Annotated in this window: 14 protein-coding genes; 2 read left to right on the top strand and 12 right to left on the bottom strand. The window is 41.5% G+C overall.

Annotated features, from left to right (window positions below; all coding sequences use genetic code 11):
* Nucleotides 1–415: 415 nt before the first annotated feature.
* The 8 genes from DRW41_RS11375 to DRW41_RS11340 all read right to left on the bottom strand — a co-directional run bounded on the left by DRW41_RS11375 (nucleotide 416) and on the right by DRW41_RS11340 (nucleotide 8,624).
* On the bottom strand, nucleotides 416–1,828 hold the full coding sequence (locus DRW41_RS11375) for a DUF4179 domain-containing protein (protein ID WP_181884517.1): 1,413 nt from the start codon (nucleotides 1,826–1,828) through the stop codon (nucleotides 416–418).
* A complete protein-coding gene (locus tag DRW41_RS11370; protein WP_115452126.1) occupies nucleotides 1,821–2,360 on the bottom strand; it encodes a sigma-70 family RNA polymerase sigma factor in 540 nt (179 codons plus the stop codon). Before DRW41_RS11370 ends, DRW41_RS11375 begins: the two co-directional genes overlap by 8 nt.
* A gap of 298 nt (nucleotides 2,361–2,658) precedes the next feature.
* On the bottom strand, nucleotides 2,659–3,318 hold the full coding sequence (locus DRW41_RS11365) for a response regulator (protein WP_115452125.1): 660 nt from the start codon (nucleotides 3,316–3,318) through the stop codon (nucleotides 2,659–2,661).
* On the bottom strand, nucleotides 3,287–5,329 hold the full coding sequence (locus DRW41_RS11360; protein WP_115452124.1) for a sensor histidine kinase: 2,043 nt from the start codon (nucleotides 5,327–5,329) through the stop codon (nucleotides 3,287–3,289). Before DRW41_RS11360 ends, DRW41_RS11365 begins: the two co-directional genes overlap by 32 nt.
* Nucleotides 5,330–5,378: 49 nt before the next feature.
* Nucleotides 5,379–6,044 (bottom strand): hypothetical protein, encoded by a 666-nt coding sequence (locus DRW41_RS11355; RefSeq protein ID WP_115452123.1) that lies wholly within the window; start codon nucleotides 6,042–6,044, stop codon nucleotides 5,379–5,381.
* A 130-nt stretch (nucleotides 6,045–6,174) separates the two neighbouring features.
* On the bottom strand, nucleotides 6,175–6,699 hold the full coding sequence (locus DRW41_RS11350; protein ID WP_115452122.1) for a class I SAM-dependent methyltransferase: 525 nt from the start codon (nucleotides 6,697–6,699) through the stop codon (nucleotides 6,175–6,177).
* A 301-nt stretch (nucleotides 6,700–7,000) separates the two neighbouring features.
* Nucleotides 7,001–8,062 carry a DUF4030 domain-containing protein gene (locus DRW41_RS11345; protein ID WP_115452121.1) on the bottom strand — a complete coding sequence of 354 codons (1,062 nt, stop codon included), beginning with the start codon at nucleotides 8,060–8,062 and terminating at the stop codon, nucleotides 7,001–7,003.
* Complete coding sequence (locus DRW41_RS11340) at nucleotides 8,034–8,624, bottom strand: sigma-70 family RNA polymerase sigma factor (RefSeq protein ID WP_181884516.1); 591 nt, start codon at nucleotides 8,622–8,624, stop codon at nucleotides 8,034–8,036. The genes DRW41_RS11345 and DRW41_RS11340 overlap by 29 nt, the downstream gene beginning before the upstream one ends.
* Before the next feature lie 511 nt (nucleotides 8,625–9,135).
* Between DRW41_RS11340 and DRW41_RS11335 the strand changes: the two genes are divergently transcribed.
* Nucleotides 9,136–9,804, top strand: coding sequence for a Type 1 glutamine amidotransferase-like domain-containing protein (locus DRW41_RS11335; RefSeq protein WP_115452119.1), 669 nt, complete (start codon nucleotides 9,136–9,138; stop codon nucleotides 9,802–9,804).
* A gap of 185 nt (nucleotides 9,805–9,989) precedes the next feature.
* On the opposite strand, the gene DRW41_RS11330 is transcribed toward DRW41_RS11335, so the two are convergent.
* The 3 genes from DRW41_RS11330 to DRW41_RS11320 all read right to left on the bottom strand — a co-directional run bounded on the left by DRW41_RS11330 (nucleotide 9,990) and on the right by DRW41_RS11320 (nucleotide 13,574).
* Nucleotides 9,990–11,291: an MFS transporter gene (locus DRW41_RS11330; RefSeq protein ID WP_222928844.1), complete on the bottom strand. Its 1,302-nt coding sequence runs from the start codon at nucleotides 11,289–11,291 to the stop codon at nucleotides 9,990–9,992.
* Nucleotides 11,292–11,587: 296 nt separating this feature from the next.
* The gene (locus tag DRW41_RS11325; RefSeq protein ID WP_181884515.1) at nucleotides 11,588–12,319 is read right to left on the bottom strand and encodes a LytR/AlgR family response regulator transcription factor; all 732 of its coding nucleotides are present in this window, start codon (nucleotides 12,317–12,319) and stop codon (nucleotides 11,588–11,590) included.
* Nucleotides 12,312–13,574, bottom strand: a complete 1,263-nt coding sequence (locus tag DRW41_RS11320; protein WP_181884514.1) for a sensor histidine kinase — start codon at nucleotides 13,572–13,574, stop codon at nucleotides 12,312–12,314. Before DRW41_RS11320 ends, DRW41_RS11325 begins: the two co-directional genes overlap by 8 nt.
* Before the next feature lie 302 nt (nucleotides 13,575–13,876).
* Here DRW41_RS11320 and DRW41_RS11315 point away from each other — a divergent pair, with 302 nt between their 5' ends.
* A complete protein-coding gene (locus DRW41_RS11315; RefSeq protein ID WP_115452116.1) occupies nucleotides 13,877–15,574 on the top strand; it encodes a M3 family oligoendopeptidase in 1,698 nt (565 codons plus the stop codon).
* A gap of 151 nt (nucleotides 15,575–15,725) precedes the next feature.
* Here the strand turns inward: DRW41_RS11315 and DRW41_RS11310 are convergent, their stop codons facing one another.
* The gene (locus DRW41_RS11310; protein ID WP_115452115.1) at nucleotides 15,726–18,086 is read right to left on the bottom strand and encodes an FdhF/YdeP family oxidoreductase; all 2,361 of its coding nucleotides are present in this window, start codon (nucleotides 18,084–18,086) and stop codon (nucleotides 15,726–15,728) included.
* Nucleotides 18,087–18,225: the final 139 nt, after the last annotated feature.

Raw genomic sequence — 18,225 nt, 5'->3', positions numbered from 1 at the left:
TAACCTTTTCTGTATCTTCATTCATCTTCTATTCCTCTTTCACTGAGGTTTTCCCTATTAAGCAGGACACCTAATAAGTTGGATGCATTTTAATAATCGTTATATATAGGTGTACAAGACTTTTCGTTCAAAATCAAATTAGTAAAATTCTCTTAGACAAATAGTCTTCTCCAAAGCATTATTCGCTCGGCGGAACAGAAGCGGATTTCAATCCAACTGAAGGGAACTGGCCAATCAAAATAGGAAACGCAAAAGCCGCTCCCCTTAAAACGGGTAGCGGCTATATCTTAGAATCTGCGGGATATGCCCAACTTCAAATGGAATACACTTCTTAAAACAACCCTAGTCCTTTTTTAAAAATTATTTTCGCAATCGCTTCGACATGTGTTAAGTGTAAATGGCAACACTCAGGCGTCTATTCTTTCTTAGGGAGTTCAACTGTAAATGGTTTTAATTCCTTAGCTGGGACAAAGCTCGAAAAATCAACTAGCATCATTGTATTTTCAGGCTGAAAGTTCTCAATCCTTTCTTCCCCGTTTAAGTCAAAAGTGGATTGAAAGCGCGCTGTTTCCTTATCAATCATTTTTACTTTATTAAATGGAATACCGTGGTTCTTAGGAGGCCACGCATTGTCCGGGTCGATTTCTGTTAAGTAATCCTTATCAACCAACCAGATAATGTATTCTAAATTATTTTTAATTATTTCGAGTCTACGTTCACTCAAATCCTTCGGAAGCCCTGTAAGCTGATAATCTATTACCAATTCCTTGCCTTTTTGAGTAACATCATTTACCTGCAGGCCTAGATTAAAACGGGTGCTTTTTAAGGTGAATGATTTCTTATTCAGAAGCTGTTGTACTTTTGGATCTGCCGCAGATAACCGAGGATAAAAGGTAAGTGAAGTGATATCAGAATTGAGCTTGGTCATCTCTGTCCGAACGATACTATGATATCCATCTTCCTGTTTCGATCCCTCAAGAAATGTTGGGTTTTCAAACCTGTACACTTTTCCTCTATTATCGATTGCTTTTTCTATATAAATATCATCGTCCTTGTATTTCTCCACAGTCTCATAAATTAGCGAAGATGACGCTTTTGCGGTAAGAATCTCTTTTATACGGATTTTGCCCGCCTCTTCCGGGTATCCTTGTTCCTGATTAATAACAAGCGTACGATTTTTTTCTTGTTGGATTGGAATATCAAATTTCCATTCGCCTTTAATCCCGTTGATATTATGAATCGTTATAGGAAGAGTAGAATTCTCCTTAAATGATTTATATGGATAGTCCATTTTCCATTGAAAGTTATAGCCATTTTCCACTTTTTTAATGTTATTTGACTTTCCGCGAAGCCAAGGGTCATGATCACCTTTATAGTGTTCGAAGTTAAGATCAAAGCTTACTTCCCCTTTTTCATTACCACCCTTTTCAACATCATCATCGACAAATCCGGTAATGGATACCACACTGCCATCAAAGTATGCGCTGGTCAGTTTTACAGTCACCCCATTTTTTGTGAGTGATTGGTTTAATTCTGTAACTGCATCCTGGTTGGCTAATTCCACGCCTGTCGAATCATTAAATTCTTGAAAAATGCCGCCTATTAAAGGGGTTTTCGCTAAAACTTTATTCATTGTGGGGTTAACAAATCCCGAGGAAACGGTGATTCCAAGAAGAGCAGCAGCAGTCGCCACACCTGTAAGAACCTTCTTTTTCTTTACCTTTCCCCTATTGTCTTCCTTGTTTATCCCTTGGGATATGGCACTGAATACTTTTTCTTTCGGTACAGGTATTTGCTCTATTGTTGTTTTGAATTCCCTGCTATCCATGGCATTTGCCCTCCTCATTTTTATATGACTTCTTCAACTCCGCTTTGGCTCTACTTAAGTAAGTTTTTACGGAACCCTCGGGAATTTCCATGAAACTGCTAATCATCTTTATTGAGTAATCGTAATAATAAAATAAGATAATCACAGTACGGTAATTCTCTTTCAGCTGCTGAATTGTAGTAAGCAGCTGCAGTGATTCGTCGATGTTTGGATTTCCCTGGTCCGGCAGATTTGTTACTATTTCGTCGCTCAGCGGTACAACATTGCTTTTTCTTTTTAGCAACTGCCCCGAGCAGCGTATAACAATCCTGGTGAGCCAGGTCATGAAATACTCCGGATTCTTTAACGAATGGATAGAAGTTAACGCTTGATAGGCTGCCTCCTGTACAACGTCCAGCGCATCTTCTTCGTTATGTACATAAAGATAGGCAGTCCGGTAAATTTGCTCATAATGCTGTTGAAGCAACTTTTCAAAGGCTCTCTTATTGCCTTTTATCGCTTTTTTAACTAGCCGGTGGTGTTCATTCTCCAACTTTTTTGACCCCCTTTACTAATTAGTGGATTCTATGCTCAAGAAAAGTTTCAAAAATTTATTGTTATTTTAAAAAAGCATAACATGCCGGTAAACTCCTACGGCCAAAAAAAAATAAACAGAAACCATACGGGCCTCTGTTTATTTTAAAAACAATTTGCATTTACTTTATCATTCACTGCAATTGAATGGAACCTTCTTTTGTTTCCCCATTGCCATTATGATTCTTTTCCCCAAAGTAACCAAGCAACGCATGCACATCATCTTTTGACTCTGTGCCAATAATTGATTTCTTAATTCACTCGCCCTTCGGAATCCCCAAACCGGCATCTCTCGCCTTGCGGATTGCTTCAGCCCGATTTGCAACCTGAAGCTTGCTTAATATATTGGTAATATGATTGCGAACTGTACTTGGGCTTAAGAATAAATTCTCGGCGATTTCTCCATTTCGACTGCCCTTAGCAATCAAATCAAGAATCTCCAGTTCTCTGGGTGTCAGATGCGAAAGCGTTCCCTCCTGGACTCCAGGCCGTATTTGGTCAAAATAGTCTATAAAACGAAGAGCAATATCGGGGCTGAAAATGGCCCCGCCATCCGCTGCCACCCTTATTGCACGCATAATTTCGTCAGGAAGCGCACCTTTCAAAATATAGCCTTTTGCACCTGCCCGCATTGCGGCTGCAACTGTATGGTCATCCTCAAACATTGTCATGATAAGAATCCGAATCTGAGGATTCTTCTGCAGTATCTGTCTGGTGGCTTCGATTCCGTTGCAGTTTGGCATTTTGATATCCATGATGATCAAGTCCGGTTTCAACTCATCCGCCATTTGAATGATTTCATCTCCTGAACCTACCTCCCCAACTACCAACATATCAGGATCTGTTTCTAGCAGGGCCAATAGCCCTCCCCTGAATGTTGGATGATCATCGGCCAGCAATACCCGCAATTGCGGCATTTTCCTCTCCCCCGTTCCGATTTGGCAATTCCGCCCGAATGACTGTTCCACCTCCCGCTCCCCCTGCAATTGAAAAAGTACCTCCAAGTTCTTCGACCCGCTCCCTCATAGAGGTGAGTCCAACACCCGGACGCCTTATTGACGGCATTCCTATTCCATTATCCTCGATAGTCACATTCAGCCAGCCTTTCTGTAGAGATAATATGAGATGGACTTCGGAAGCATGTGAATGCCGCACAACATTTGCAAATCCTTCCTGTATAAGCCTGTATGCCGCCACTTCAACTGCGGCATCCAAAGCTTGTAGCGAAAAAGGGATATCACATTTAATATCGAGATCCGTACTTTGGTATGCCCTTACAATTTCTGATATTGCGCCACCGAGTCCATACTCATCAAGTACTGGCGGCCTTAGATTATGGACCAGGTTTCGAACTAAATCCACTGCGTTTCGGATGTCACCCTGCAAAGCTTTTAAAATTATGTCCGCTTCATGTGGGTCATTCCTTAAAAGATGCCTTGCTGTCGCAATTTTAAAAGAAAAAGCAGCAATCTCGGGCCCCAGCCCATCATGGAGATCCCGCCTGAGCCTGCGCCTCTCATCTTCACGCGTCGTGACAAGAGTTTGCCTGAATTGCTGCAATTCCTGGGTTAGACGGATTGCATGAATTGCCGCCCCACCCTGACGAGCCAGTTCCTTCAATATTTCACGGTCCTCCTTTGGCAAATCTTCCTCTCTTTCGGAAGGTTCATAGACCAGATCGGCAACCCGTTCTCCCTTGTATACCACTTCAACAACCTTTAATTGCAGAAGGGGTATCCCCGATTCGGCAGCAATTTTCCCATTTGGCCAAACCAACGATACGTATGGCAGCCTGAGTGCATCCCTCACCGAATGAACAATTGCATTCAAAACAAGCTCGGGTGATGAGGTCTCCTCCAGTCGGTTGCCGAGCTTAACAAGTGCAGCGTAAGGGTCATGACGATCGCCATACATAAGCTTGTTAATAACCCCATGCAGCCTGTTATGCAATGGCTGGACAAAAACCGCAACGGCAACAGCTCCAATCAGCGATATAAAAGAAGATCCCTTAACATGGAGGGCAGAACTAAGAACAAAAATCACCCCTCCATAAATGCCGAGCAAAACCATCGAAAGCGTCACATAGAGAATTGTCCTGTTTATAAGCGGCTTAATGAACCAAAGCCGGTAACGAATAATTGCTAAAAAGAATGAAAGAGGGATTAACGAAAGTGCGGCAAAGTACAAAGTTTCCCCAACGAGATTGCCCCATAAGAGGCCGGTGGGAAATTGCACAGATATGATAATTAATACGACGGCAAGCAAGAAAGCGATAACTGGAAGTTTAATTTGCTCTCTTTGAAGGGGGGTGGAAAGCTTCCGATACCTATAAATTTGTGTGCCTCCCATGGCGAGCAGCAATACCCATTCAACATGATACAGCCAATCCTGCCAGAACAAATCTTCTATAGGAAAAGGAAGAAAATTACGCAGCAGCTCAAGAAGAAACAACGGGATAACAAGAAAGTAACTCCATTTTGGCGTAGTTTTGAAATCGGGAAAACAACAAATCATTGCACCAAAAAGGGCTGTTGCAAAAAAACTTGTTAATTTGCCAAGGATGATAAGTGCCGGGTAAGCTTCATAAAAACTATCTGTGATTGTCAGTACCAGGCCGAAAACAGCAAGAGTGGCGGCCACAAGAAGGGCCATCGGATCATTGGGGCGTTTAAAGAATATCAATCCCCCAAGAAAAACACTGCCTATGGAAAAAAACATAGACAGCAGAAGCAGATACAGTCCATAGCCGTTTGAGGTCCATCCCAGTGAAGACAATTCCTCCTTCATCCTAATCGTCATTGAACATGTATCACAAATTTGTTGAAGTTCCGAATAGACGATAGGGAAATTCAGGATATAAAGTGCTGCCGCAGCAGCAATTACAGGGATAGCCAGTATTCTACATACTTTAAGCAAGTTCACTTGCACGGCAGCACCCCCAAGCTAAAAGGATTTATTCGCAGCAGTTCCTTAGGAATTATTGCACATCAATTATTGTACTTTCTGCTGAAACAATCTCTTTCTGAGGATTCTTTATCAATGTATGGCCAATCCCCCCAAAGACAGCAAGAATGACAATTCCCTGTACATATTCCTGGGCAGCACCCAAATCGAGAATACCTGCGACGATCTGGGATATAGCTGCGGCAACTAGCCAAAAAGAAGCCAGTCTTGCTTTGTAAAGCCCAATTGTGAGGATAATCATTCCAATGTAGAAAAACAAAAGGTAGAGGAGATGTGGTACAAAGTAGATTGGTGTATCAAAGGTCCATTGCATAAATTCAGCCATCGGTTCGCGATCTAAAGTTGCCATTCCCCGATAAGAGAGGGCTTCTGTCACCAGAATAATGAAGAAAAAGTTTCCTATCAATGCCATAGTGGATCCAATGTAAGCAAGCCACTTTCCGCGCCCGATCACCCGGTGGGTTGCACCAATAAGTGCCGGTACATTAAAAAGCGTAATTGCCAACACAACGAATGTAAAGAACAGTGTATAACCCGGCCTCTCAAGAACCCAGTCCAGGAATTCAATATCTCCAGCTAAAGGGGGACCGAATAAAGCAACAATCTGAACAACCGCTGATAGGATAAAAAAGATTCCTCCTATCGTACTTGCGAAACTCCGTTGAATGTTCTCCTTCACAATAACCACTCCTTTGTTTTACTGTTTTTCACTTTCAGTTTAGTGAAAAAGACAGTACCGCCACAAGGGAGCAACATCTATAAAAAGTCCTATATTTGGTCCTGGGAGAGGGAAAATTCAAACTTTTGTTCTAACCATTGTGATTCCCAATTACACATAGGACAGGTATCGGTTTTTGATCCCCTATTATGACGGATCTGACCGCAAAACCGGCATTCTGTAAATTGTAGGTGGTTCTTTCCGTAATATCCCGAACCTTGTTCGAATTGGGTGGTTGATTGAACAAATATACAGCACCGCCCGGCAACAATCGCTCTTTTATGATTTCGAGCTCCCGCGCAGCTTCCATCCAGAACAAATTTACATTCACCGCAAAGATTTTATCGAAAATATATTGACCCAAATCGGCCTCGCAAAACGATGAGGCAAGAAAACTCGCCTTTCCCTCCGAAATATACGAAGTGTTCCTTTTCATCGCAGAAAGGATCCTCTTTGCCGATTGATCAACGGCCAAAATGGTTCCATCCTCCAAGCTGCTGCAAATCAAAGATACCGCTGCTCCGTTCCCACAACCGATTTCAAGAAGCCGATCGGAAGGGCCAACCGCCAGCTGTTCCACTGCCCATCGCAGTCTGTCCGCAACTGGAATCCCCATACCTTCCTCCTAATAACATTTCTTTTTGAATTAAAGCCTTGTCTGAACCCTCAAATTCGAAGTATTTCCAGCCAGTATGTTTGAAATCAATAACATAAATAGCCTTTTATCTTAGTCTTTACACAGATATATTCAAGCAAAATGTTGAAATTCCTTCTTCAGCAAACTTGTCCGCTAGCCTTAGGAATTTCCTTCATAATCATAATTATCTTTTAAAACAATCTACGTAAAATTAAAATAAGCGCTATCCTTGCAAAGGGGGAAGCGCCATTTGCTTTGTAAATCAGTTAACCGCCTTGCTTTAATTTATATCTTTTCCTCCTTTATCTCTTACAATAATTTTATAAGGAGTGTCGGCAACGATATCCTTAAGATCTTCGGATTGCAGGAATTCGCGGATCTCGGTTTCAATTTTGCTGGCTAGTTCAGGCGCTTCGCTGTCCGACTTCTCTATTTTGGTCGAAATATAAATGTTCATAATGCCCTTCTTATAGGAGTAACCGAAGCCTTTTGTTTTGTACTCTTTTTTGCCCAGCAGGCCTTCCCCAATAACCGGCAGTACCTTACTGGCCCACTTATTCTCTATTTCTCTTTTTAGAACATTGAATTTATAGAATTTGACCGTTACTTCTTTTTTAATATCCAGTTTTTGAATGCCTTCAAGGATCGCTCGCTCGATGTCATCAGACCGTTTTTCCGTATCCTCAATATCAAGATGGACACTAATCATTTTCGCATCCGGACCCGGATAACCAGAACCATAGGTATGAATTTTATAGCCTTGTTGCTGTAATTTTGGGACAATCTCATTCACTACATCCAACACGAGCTCAACATCCCGATTACGGGGATCATCCTTATGTTCAATTCTCCGCTCCTGACCCACTTCCACCTTAAAATCATCATATCCGCTCGAAGCAATGACTTCTTCTGTGATTTTTTTAATTTCTCCATTTACTTGGTTATAATAGTCCTCTGGCCCGTCTACTGTTACATGAAAAATCTTCCCATGGACACTATATCCTACCCCGCTGACTTTATAACCTTTATCCATCAGGCTATCCCGAACCATTTCACTAATCGGTTTTTGCTCAAAAATTTTGCTTAAAAACGGAATTATAGAAGCTACTTCCGCCATCGCCGGTGAAAAGAATGCGGAACCAATAAATAGACCGATTACCACTACACAAAAAGCGGAGGCATAGGATAGTTTTTTTACAAAGCCTGGACGCTGCTTCTTAAACTGGCTCATATTATCATTTTCGATTTCCTGATGAACTTTATTTTGAATTCTTGTTGTTATTTGATCATTGATGTAATGTTTCCGGTAATGCTCATAGACGTTTTTCAACTCTTTCTCCATAAAATTCAACCCCTCCCTTAGCTTTTAATTTCCGTTTTAGGATATCCCGCCCTCTGGAAAGCCTTGTTTTCACAGAATTTGTATTTAAATGAAGCATCTCGGCAAGCTTATGGATTGTTACATCATAAAAATAAAAGAGGACAATCACTTCACGATACTTCACCGGCAACGTTAAAACAGTTTGTAAGAGTTGTTCATTTTGGTCAGCCTTAAAGAACGAGGTTTCCGTGCTCTCTGTTCTTTTCAAACCTTCAAAAAAGCTTTTCTGTAATAACAGCTGCTTCCAGCTTTTCTTCTTTAAAAAGTCTTTGGACGTATTAACAGTGATTCGGTATATCCATGTACCAAGCTCCGCCTCTCCCCTATATCGATCCAAATACTTATAAACTTTCAGGAAAACTTCCTGCGAAATATCCTCGGCCAACCCTCTATCCTTAACAAAAGAATAAGCAAGCAGATAGACCTTCTCTGTATAGAGATCCATTAACTGCTTGAACAGTTTTGCTGTATCCAGGCAATCAATATTGTTTGGGTAAATTGCATGCAGTTCATTGCTTTCCAATATGGAACCTCCTTTCTCTTCACCTTTTAGACATCGGAAGCGTTTCATTGGTTTCATTTTTATTTCATCACTTTTAAAACATTTAATTTTTTGCAAAAATACGCTTGGTTAAAACACAAAAAAGACAGCGTCCAAAGGAGTAGTTGCCTTCTTTAAAAAATTATTTTCGCTATTGCCTAATATGCATGCACATTTGATATTTTTAAAATGTAAAGACACCTATAACATAGTAGTTTCGAATATCAAAAGCCAAAACGATAACGAATGTCCATTTTGCTCTATTAAAATTACAAAATATTCAGATTTTCACCTTGACTCTACTGCACCCTGATTTTAACATTTAACTACAGCATGTAGCTGCATACCAATAAAGAAAAAGGGTCTAATAGACCGACTATAATTTCGGGTCAGTTTGGCTATACCGGCATAGCTGTCCCACTAGACATCCGCAACCACATTTGAAAAGTCTGAAGAATTAAGTAAAACGCATACGAAGAGGAGGAGTTGAGTTATGAAATTACTGCTTACAGCTGCAGGCGTCAATAATAAAAGCATACATGACGCGTTGGTTGACATGCTGGACAAACCGATTGCCGAGTCTAGCGCTCTGTGCATCCCCACCGCGATGTACGGACATCCTTGGGTCGGCCCCGGCGTCAAAACCTGGGAGTTCATCAGCGGGAAAGAACAGAATCCCATGGTAAATCTGGGTTGGAAGTCGGTCGGCGTGCTGGAGCTCACAGCGCTACCAAGCATCGACGAAGCCCGCTGGGTGCCGCTGGTCCGGGAGACGGACGTCCTGCTGGTATCGGGCGGTGACGCCCTCTACCTGTGCCACTGGATGCGGCAATCCGGGCTGGCAGACCTCTTGCCATCGCTGAACGCTGTCTATGTGGGAATGAGTGCTGGGAGCATGGTGATGGCACCCAACATTGGGGAATTCTTCGTTGGCTGGACTCCACCCAACGGTGGTGATGAAACGCTTGGTATGGTCGATTTTGCAATGTTCCCGCATCTGGATCACGAAATGCTGCCGTATAATACGATGGCTAATGCTGAGAAATGGGCTGCCGGGATGCAGGGGCCGGCGTATGCAATTGATGATCAAACCGCCATCAAAGTAATTGATGGAGAAGTCGAAGTTGTATCCGAAGGGAATTGGAAACTGTTAAAACCATGACTTTGCTGCTAGCTTCTTGGGTGCATCTCGGAGTATATTTAATAAGCTTTGTAAATCCGTTAAAAAAACACAAAAGGCAACGCCCAATGGGTAGTTGCCTTCTTTTACTATTATTTTCGCAGCATCCTCGTGATGTCCCGAGTGTATGTGGGAACACATGGGTTGCTGGAATGTTTATCAACCATTCAATTAGTCCCAAGTTTAGAAGTTAGATTTACAGGTCCATCTTCAGTTTTCCCAGAAATAGTAAGTGCGATAATAGCTGCAATTACTAAAGCTATAATCATCAAAATGAAAGAAGAATTGTAGGAACCGCTTGTATCAATCAGGTAACCCATCAGGAAAGGAGAAATGAAACCAGCAATCGATCCGAAGCAGTTAACCGTTGCAGAACCGGATGCCATAATTTTTGCAGAAAAACTGTCAACAACAAGGGCCCAGAATCCCCCTTGGGCCATAAACATAAAGAATGCTGCCAGACACTGGAAAATAATTACCGCTGTTAATGACTGAGCTTGGAACATAAAATATAAAGCAACCCCGCCAGCAAGTGCATTCGGGACAAATACCCATTTTCTATTTGCTTTCATTTTATCCGAAATATACCCGCCGAGAACAATTGCGACGGTACCTACTAAATATGGTAATGCACTATAGATACCTGTATCCATTAACGAGAGGCCTTTTTCATTAATTAAATAAGAAGGAAGCCAGGATGTGAAACCCCAAAATGTAATATCAAAGAAAAACCATATTAGGGCCATTTGCCATAAAATCGGCTTTTTAAATAGCTCCTTAAGGGATACATCAGATTTCTTTTTCCCATGAGACTCTTGCTGCAGATTATCCTCTTCTAACTCCGCAAGTTCCTCTTTACTTATTTTAGGATGATCTTTTGGATTGTCTTTAAATTTGAACCAAATGTAAATCCCGATTAGAAGACCCGGAATACCCATTACAATAAAGACAACACGCCATCCATATAAACCAATGATTGCAGCAGCGGCTATTGCTGCAACAGCAGGTCCAAGTGTATTGACCGTTGATTGAATTCCTGTTGCTGTACCACGCTGCTTACTCGGGAAGTAAGTCGCAATCGCTTTGTATGACCCACCCGGTAAACAGGCTTCACCTAATCCAAAAACAAAACGAACCAATAGGAATAGAGGGTAAACAAAAATAAATCCTGTTAATGATGTAAAAATCGACCACCATATAATCGCCACACTTACTACACGCCGGAAACCAAATTTATCGGACAGCATTCCGCCGGGTATCTGGAACAAAGCGTAGCCAGCAAAGAACATACTTATCAATAGTCCTTGTGCTGTTTTACTTAAGTTTAAATCTTCACCGATAAATGGCAAGGCAATGGTAATCACCATACGATCGAGGAATGAAAACAACCAACATAACCATAAAACTAAAAGAACAGAATAACGGACTTTCCATTTTTTCTTTGGCTGTGCCAATGATACATCGCTCACCAAAATACCCCCTTGTACTTTGAGTAACTAAGATAATACGTTTACTTTTCCTTTAAATATTACTAAATAAGGAATTACATTTGATAAAGTCATTACGAAATGCAAGAAATCCGATATAAAGCGCTTTCATACGGATACGAATGAAACAGAGTCTGATGGTATTTACCTACCGCAACGTGCTGGAATGCATAAGAAAGGAAGCATAATAATGACTTGAAAACTCAAATTCTCTAAAATAAAAAAACCGACAAAATAATTGTCAGTTTTAAAAGAAATTCTTTTTCAATTGCAATTGATTAAAAACCTAAGTATTGGCGCACTGTTTTTGCATATGAGCGACTAACAGGTAATTTAGATCCATCGGAAAGTATTATATTATAGGTACCGTTAAACCATTGTTCTATTTCACTTACATATTGGAGATTGATAATACATCCTCGATGCACCCTAAGAAAAGAATAATTCTCCAACTTTTTTTCTATTTCATATAGATTAGTATCAATGTCATATTTATCATCTACTGTTTTTACAAATACATGGCGATTTTCTGTACCGAAGTAAAAAATGTTCTGTATGTCAATCAGGATAATACGGTCATCTTTTACAACAGGCAGCTTATTTAAATTTAGGTTTTGAGTTCCATGATTTGCACGCTGTTGTCGACTTTCTTCTTTTTTCAATTGATACCACTTTACTATTTTATCAATTGTTCGTTCGATTCTTTTTTCATCAAATGGTTTTAATATATAATCCGCGGCATCAAGTTCAAAAGCCTTTACTGCATATTCTTCGAAAGCTGTCGCAAAAACAATAAATGGCGGATTCTTTAATGAACGTAGTTTATCAGCTAATTCAATACCATTTGTATTTGCCAAATGGATGTCTAAAAAAACCACGTCCGGTTCCAATTGTTGAATATCGACATGGGCTTTGTGAATTCCATCAGCTTCCCCTACTACCTCTATTTTATTACTTTGCGAAAGTATGTCCTTAAGATCTTCTCTTGCAAACAGCTCATCCTCAACCACGTAGGCTCTTATCATTCAAATTTTCCTTTCTTTCATACTGAAGTGGGACAATGATCGTCACGGTTGTTCCCATGTTTAACTGGCTTTCTATCGAAAATTGTGCTTTCGGACCGAATGCTAAAGAAAGTCTCTCCCTTATATTTGATATCGCAATCCCCGTCCCTTTACTTGATGGGATGGATTTACTCCCTATTAGGTTTAATCTATCGCTATTTATTCCATTGCCATTATCTTTAATGGAAATTCGAAGGAACCTTTTCCCCTCTTTGCAAATCGTTACTTCCACCGTTTCCTGTTCACATCTTTCTGAAAACCCATGAACGATCGCGTTTTCAACAATGGGTTGTATTGTAAACGGAGGAATTAACGCCTGATTTACAAACGGTTCTATCGTGACCCTAAGGTGAAACCGCTCTGGAAATCGGGCTTGTTCCAATGAGAAATAGGCATTCACTGTTTCTATTTCCTTTTCGATCGGTATCAAAGTTTGATTTGTAGCACTCGTATTATTACGCAGGAAAGTACTTAAATGCAGCAGCAGAGATCTCGCAAACATTGGATCCCTTTTGCAAAGGGCAGAGATTACATTTATAGAATTAAACAGAAAATGGGGCTGAATTTGGGCTTGCAGCGCCCTCATCTTCGCTACTACTTTTTCCTCATCACGAATTACGCTATAAAAAATTAATGCGCAAATCCATATCCCAATTCCATTTACAATGATGATGGGTAATCCAGTATATTGAATTAATTGAAAAGCTACGGAATGGGACTTGGCAAGTACAGGGACTAAGATAATTTGCATAAATAAGATTAAGACACTTAACACGAAAATTAAAGGTGGCTGCATTTTTTCATTAAAGGTGAGTTTTCTGCCAATAAAACCGGCTATCAATCCGCCTAATACAGTTAAAATAAACGTGGCCGTACTAATAAAACCGCCTAAAAGATACCGATGGCCTCCCGCGATTACCCCGGCCCCAAAGCCGACAACCGGACCGCCTATCAGACCGCCAATAATTACCCCGATATTCCGAATATCCGCAATTGCTTTAAAGGTTTCTTCCTGATCCCCATCTCCAGGGGCCAGGTTAGGAATTTCAGGATGGACCTCGATTCCCGCATAATTTCCTATAACTCCAAACAAACCAAATACTATGATCATAATCATTTTGCCTTTGTAGCTTAAGCGATGGTAAATCATTTGCCTAAAGAGTTTTAGCCGGGTAATCAAAAAGGCAACTGTAACAATCATGCACATCCGCCAAATTAATTGGCTTATTAAGTCCACCATAGAAATTCTCCATTTATCCCAATCTACGTAAATTTTTAAAAGAAAATCATTGATAGCCGAGCCTTTAGGTGACACCGGAGGCGAAGTTGCCCCAAGCTATTCAAAATATTTACATCTTCTTATATTAGGATAATTCACATTTAGGGATTTCACAACGAATTAAATCCTGTTGATATTTTTGAAAAAGCTAGTTTTACTATCTAGAAATCTATAATATAAATATTAAGATAATTCAAATAATAATGAGGAAGGGAGAGTTATCCATGACACAAGATATAGATCATAGTTATTATAAAGAATTAATTGATTTACAAGATGCTGAAGGGGTCGAAGCTCAATTTTCAAGTTTACTTGAGGTTCCGATCGAATCCATTTCTGACCTGGAAAAGTGGTTGAAAGATGAAAAGGATTTAATGATTAAAATCCAGGAAGCGATGACAGGCCACCAAGTCGATTTCTACCGCAACACTGAAGATGCGGATATCAAATCAATTTATCTTCACGACCAGCAGGTCATCCAGCCAATCATAATGAAATATGAAGCAAAATTAAATGAGAAATGCTGCAAGTCTCCTTATATAAATCAATTAGATGAAAACCGTTACGGCTTAATGCGGCGCTTTCGCGAGTCAAAAATTAAACTGTTCAGGGAAGAAAACATTCCATTAATGGTAAAAGAACAGGAGCTCTGTACGAAGTATAGTGAAATTATGGGAGGGTTAACAGTTGAATGGGAAGGAGAGGAAAAGCCTTATCCATCCATCCAATCTAAGCTCGATCTCCTTGATAGGGGGGTGCGAGAAAAAGCTTATCACGCCATGATGTCAGCCCATCGAGCGATTAAGCCCGAAATTGATACCATTATGGACGAACTTGTTCAACTACGCCATCAAATTGCTTTAAATGCAGGCTTTGAAAATTACCGCGATTATATGTTTGTTGCCAAAAATCGCGAGTATAGTGTTCAAGATTGTTATGACTTTCATGAAAATGTGGAAAAGCATATTGTCCCAGCATGGAATCGACTAGCAGATGTCTTTAAGTCCAAACTTGGGGTTGATACTTATCGCCCTTGGGATAACACCGCTAAATTGTTGACAAACCCGCCATACTCCGAAGAATCTACTCTTTTGGATGGCGTTTCCGAAATGTTACGGAAGACCGACCCATATTTTGGAGAGTGTTTCGATCACATGGGGGAGCATGGGTTACTAGATCTTGGAGATCGGAAAGGAAAAGGCCCAGGTGCTTTCTGTACCTTCTTACCTGTTTCAGGGGATACCTTTGTTTTTGCGAATTTTAGTCCATCCTTTGATTCACTAAGCGCATTGATTCATGAAATGGGCCATGCGGTGAATGCGTACCTTCAGTTTTCGGAACACGGGCCTTTTGAAGAATACCAATTACGAATGGAAGTTGCTGAACTGTATTCTTTTGGGATGGAATTGCTCTTATTGGATAAGTTAGATCGTTTTTATCCAGAAAAAGAAGATTTCAAGAGCGTACAGCGCGAAGAACTAAGATGGGCTTTTTCAATGTTATTAAAACCGTTAACCGGTGATCTCTTCCAGCATTGGATGTATACGAACCCTGCGCACACTGCCAAAGAGCGTGATGTAAAGTTCTTTGAAATCTCAAAACGTTATGGCTTAAACCCTGTGGATACTTCTGGGTTTGAGGAGGAAGTGGGGATGAGTTGGGCAGACACCATTCATTATTTCCATTTTCCTTTCTATACGATAGATTACGGCATCGCTATGCTGGGGGCTCTTCAAATACTTGAAAACTACCGGGAAAATCCAGATCAAGCTGTCGAATCCTTTAAAAAAGGGGCAAGTGCGGACTGCAATCAATCCATCGCAGCTATTTATAAAGAAACTGGGGTCAGTTTTGATTTTTCAGAACAGGCTGTTAAGCGTATGGGTGAATTCCTGGAAAAAGTCATTCAAGACACTCATTAACGAAGCGGAAGGACTGTAGACGATTCTTCGCAGAGGAAAATTGGAAGTTTTCAATTCAAAAGGTACAACTAATATTATTACTAGTTGTACCTTATGTTTTACAGTCAAAAGATCTATCTACTATATTTTGATTACACGAGAAGTAATAAGTTTATGCTGGTGCATCGATTTCGTCTTCTTCAATGCGTTTTTCTACATATTGAACGTCTTTCCTTGCGCTGAAGCGGTCTGCCTTTTCCAGGCTGACAATGATATTGTAATCCGGGATGCCGGCATATTTTTCATACCGTCCCCGAGGCAAGAGGAAGTTGCCTTCCGGGAAGTGAACCTGAACATTTCCGCGCGAGATTTCAACAAACTTCGCCCTTCCCTGGAAAACGCCGAATCCATTGTAAAGAACGACTCCTTCCCCTTCTGCTATGCTCAGTTCCCGGGCATCTTCTTCGTTCATTAATACATCATAGCGGCCAGCACCATTCAATGGATCCACTTCATTATAAACCATGGAGTTAAACTGCTTGCCCCGGCGGGATGTAACAACGAATTGGCCTTCCTTTTTACCTAGTTCAGGGATATCAACAGCAATGAGATTTCCCCGTCCATCCGGGGTAGGACAAATTCCATCCTCACACAACCAGGCGCCGCCCCACTGAAATACATCGCCTGCATTTTTCAAGTGCTGGATACCGTCATAGTTAGGGTTGGCTAATGCGATTTCATTGCGGATTTCCTGTGCATCCTTAAAATCGACCGCATCTGCCGTTTCCGGCTTCACTCGCTTAGCAAGATCGACATAAATTTTCCACTCTTCACGCGCTTCCTCGATCCGATTCTTGTTTCCCGGAATTTCCGGGCTAAAATAAACCATACGTTCAGTTGAAGTGGATGTACCACCGCCTTCCTGCTCGTAACGTGTCTTTGCCGGAAGGACTAAGACCGCTTCCTTGGCATCAAGCAGGGTAGACGTGTTAAGAATGATATCCTGGTGGACACGAATTTCAAGCTCGGACAATGCCTTTTCTATAAATTCCGGATCCGGCATCGTTTCCAGGAAATTACCGCCCGACATATAGTAAAGTTTGATTTTTCGTTCATGATCATCTGGCAGGACTATGTTTTCCAGAGTGACCCCGACTATATCTCCCTGCCATTCAGGCAGCTTGAATCCCCAAAGCCGTTCAATCCGGTCTATATTTTCGCCATAGAAATCTCCACCTGGCAAAACAAAGGGGTCCGCACCCATTTCTCCCGACCCTTGTACAGAAGAATGGCCCCGGAAAGGCATTAACCCTGTATATTTTCTACCTAGATGCCCGCGCAATAAAGCAAGGTTGGCCACCTGGGAAATATTATCCGTGGCAAAGGAGTGCATCGTTAAACCCATCGCCCATGCATAGACAGCGTTTTTGCTATTCGCAAGCAACTCAGCCAATTCAGCGATACGGTCCTTAGTAACTCCCGAAGATTTTTCAATGTCTTCCCATGATTGCTGCTGGACATGCGCCACTAACTCGGGGTAGCCATTTACGTGTTCTTGGACGAATGCGTGGTTAATTGCCGAACCGTGCCTGTTTTCCTCCATTTCAAACCAATGCTTCATTATTCCGTGCATAAATGCGATATCCCCACCGATATTCACTTGGTAAAAATCATCGGCAAGCTTTGTTCCGAACAAAGCGGATTCAGGGGACGAAGGAATCCAGTATTTATCCAGTGCCGGTTCCCGATATGGATTAACAACGATAATTTTTGTGCCTTTTTTCTTTGCTTCCAACATGTATTTTGAGGAGACCGGTGAACTGTTGGAAGCAACGCTTCCCCAGAAAACAAGTACATCCGTACCAATCCAATCAAGGTAGTTGGCGGTCGAAGCCCCAACGCCGATAGAGCGCTTCATTGCCGTCTTTGAAGGGGAATGGCAAATCCGGCTGGCGTTGTCGATATTGTTTGTGCCAAGGAAACGGGATACCTTCGCCGCGACATAATATGTTTCATTCGTAATTCCGCGCGCGGTCATGTAAAACGCAAATTGTTTCGGATCAAGCGTCTTCATCTTTCCAGCGATCATATTCATAGCATCATCCCAGTTTATCCGTGAGAACCTGCGCTCACCTTTCCTGCGGATCATCGGATAAGGAATCCTGCCGAGCTTTCGGAGCTCTGAACTGCTGTATTTCCTTAGTTCATCAATATCGGCATGAAGGATTTCCGGTTTAATCGCCCCGATTGTATTCAAGCGAAGCACGTTCAATCTTGTCGTGCAAATGTGAGGGCCTGTCAATGTCTGATCCTGAAGCCCCGACACTCCGAGTGCACAGCCGTCACACACCCCTTTTGTCAGGATATTGGTAGCATACCCGAAATTGTCGCGGTTTTCCCATAGTGTTTTAACAGTATCACGTATATGTTTCGGCTTTACTTTGCCGAGCCCGAACGGAATGGGGCTGACCCAATGTTCCGGTGCCGGCATAGCCGCTTTTTTCTGAGGTCCTGGATGCTTCGTTTTTCCCATATAAAACACTCCTATTTAAATCAATAAATAAAGCTTTTCTTAAAAGAAAAAACCACCGCAAACACTGGAATTTCAAAGAATTCCAAAGTAAACGGTGGTTAGTCTTTAGCAGGGACGCTGCCAAGTGCCATACCTTCAA

Origin of the sequence: Neobacillus piezotolerans, from assembly GCF_003362805.1 — a bacterium.
In the GTDB taxonomy this organism is placed as follows: domain Bacteria; phylum Bacillota; class Bacilli; order Bacillales; family Cytobacillaceae; genus Bacillus_D; species Bacillus_D piezotolerans.
This window is presented reverse-complemented; position numbering and strand designations above follow the sequence as displayed.

What these genes read in the sequence shown, in the direction of transcription:
- DRW41_RS11365 (WP_115452125.1), bottom strand. Translation starts at nt 3,318, where the DNA reads ATGCCGCAATTGCGGGTATTGCTGGCCGATGATCATCCAACATTCAGG.
- DRW41_RS11310 (WP_115452115.1), bottom strand. Translation starts at nt 18,086, where the DNA reads ATGGGAAAAACGAAGCATCCAGGACCTCAGAAAAAAGCGGCTATGCCG.
- DRW41_RS11315 (WP_115452116.1), top strand. Translation starts at nt 13,877, where the DNA reads ATGACACAAGATATAGATCATAGTTATTATAAAGAATTAATTGATTTA.
- DRW41_RS11350 (WP_115452122.1), bottom strand. Translation starts at nt 6,699, where the DNA reads ATGGGGATTCCAGTTGCGGACAGACTGCGATGGGCAGTGGAACAGCTG.
- DRW41_RS11335 (WP_115452119.1), top strand. Translation starts at nt 9,136, where the DNA reads ATGAAATTACTGCTTACAGCTGCAGGCGTCAATAATAAAAGCATACAT.
- DRW41_RS11345 (WP_115452121.1), bottom strand. Translation starts at nt 8,062, where the DNA reads ATGGAGAAAGAGTTGAAAAACGTCTATGAGCATTACCGGAAACATTAC.
- DRW41_RS11375 (WP_181884517.1), bottom strand. Translation starts at nt 1,828, where the DNA reads ATGGATAGCAGGGAATTCAAAACAACAATAGAGCAAATACCTGTACCG.
- DRW41_RS11320 (WP_181884514.1), bottom strand. Translation starts at nt 13,574, where the DNA reads ATGATTGTTACAGTTGCCTTTTTGATTACCCGGCTAAAACTCTTTAGG.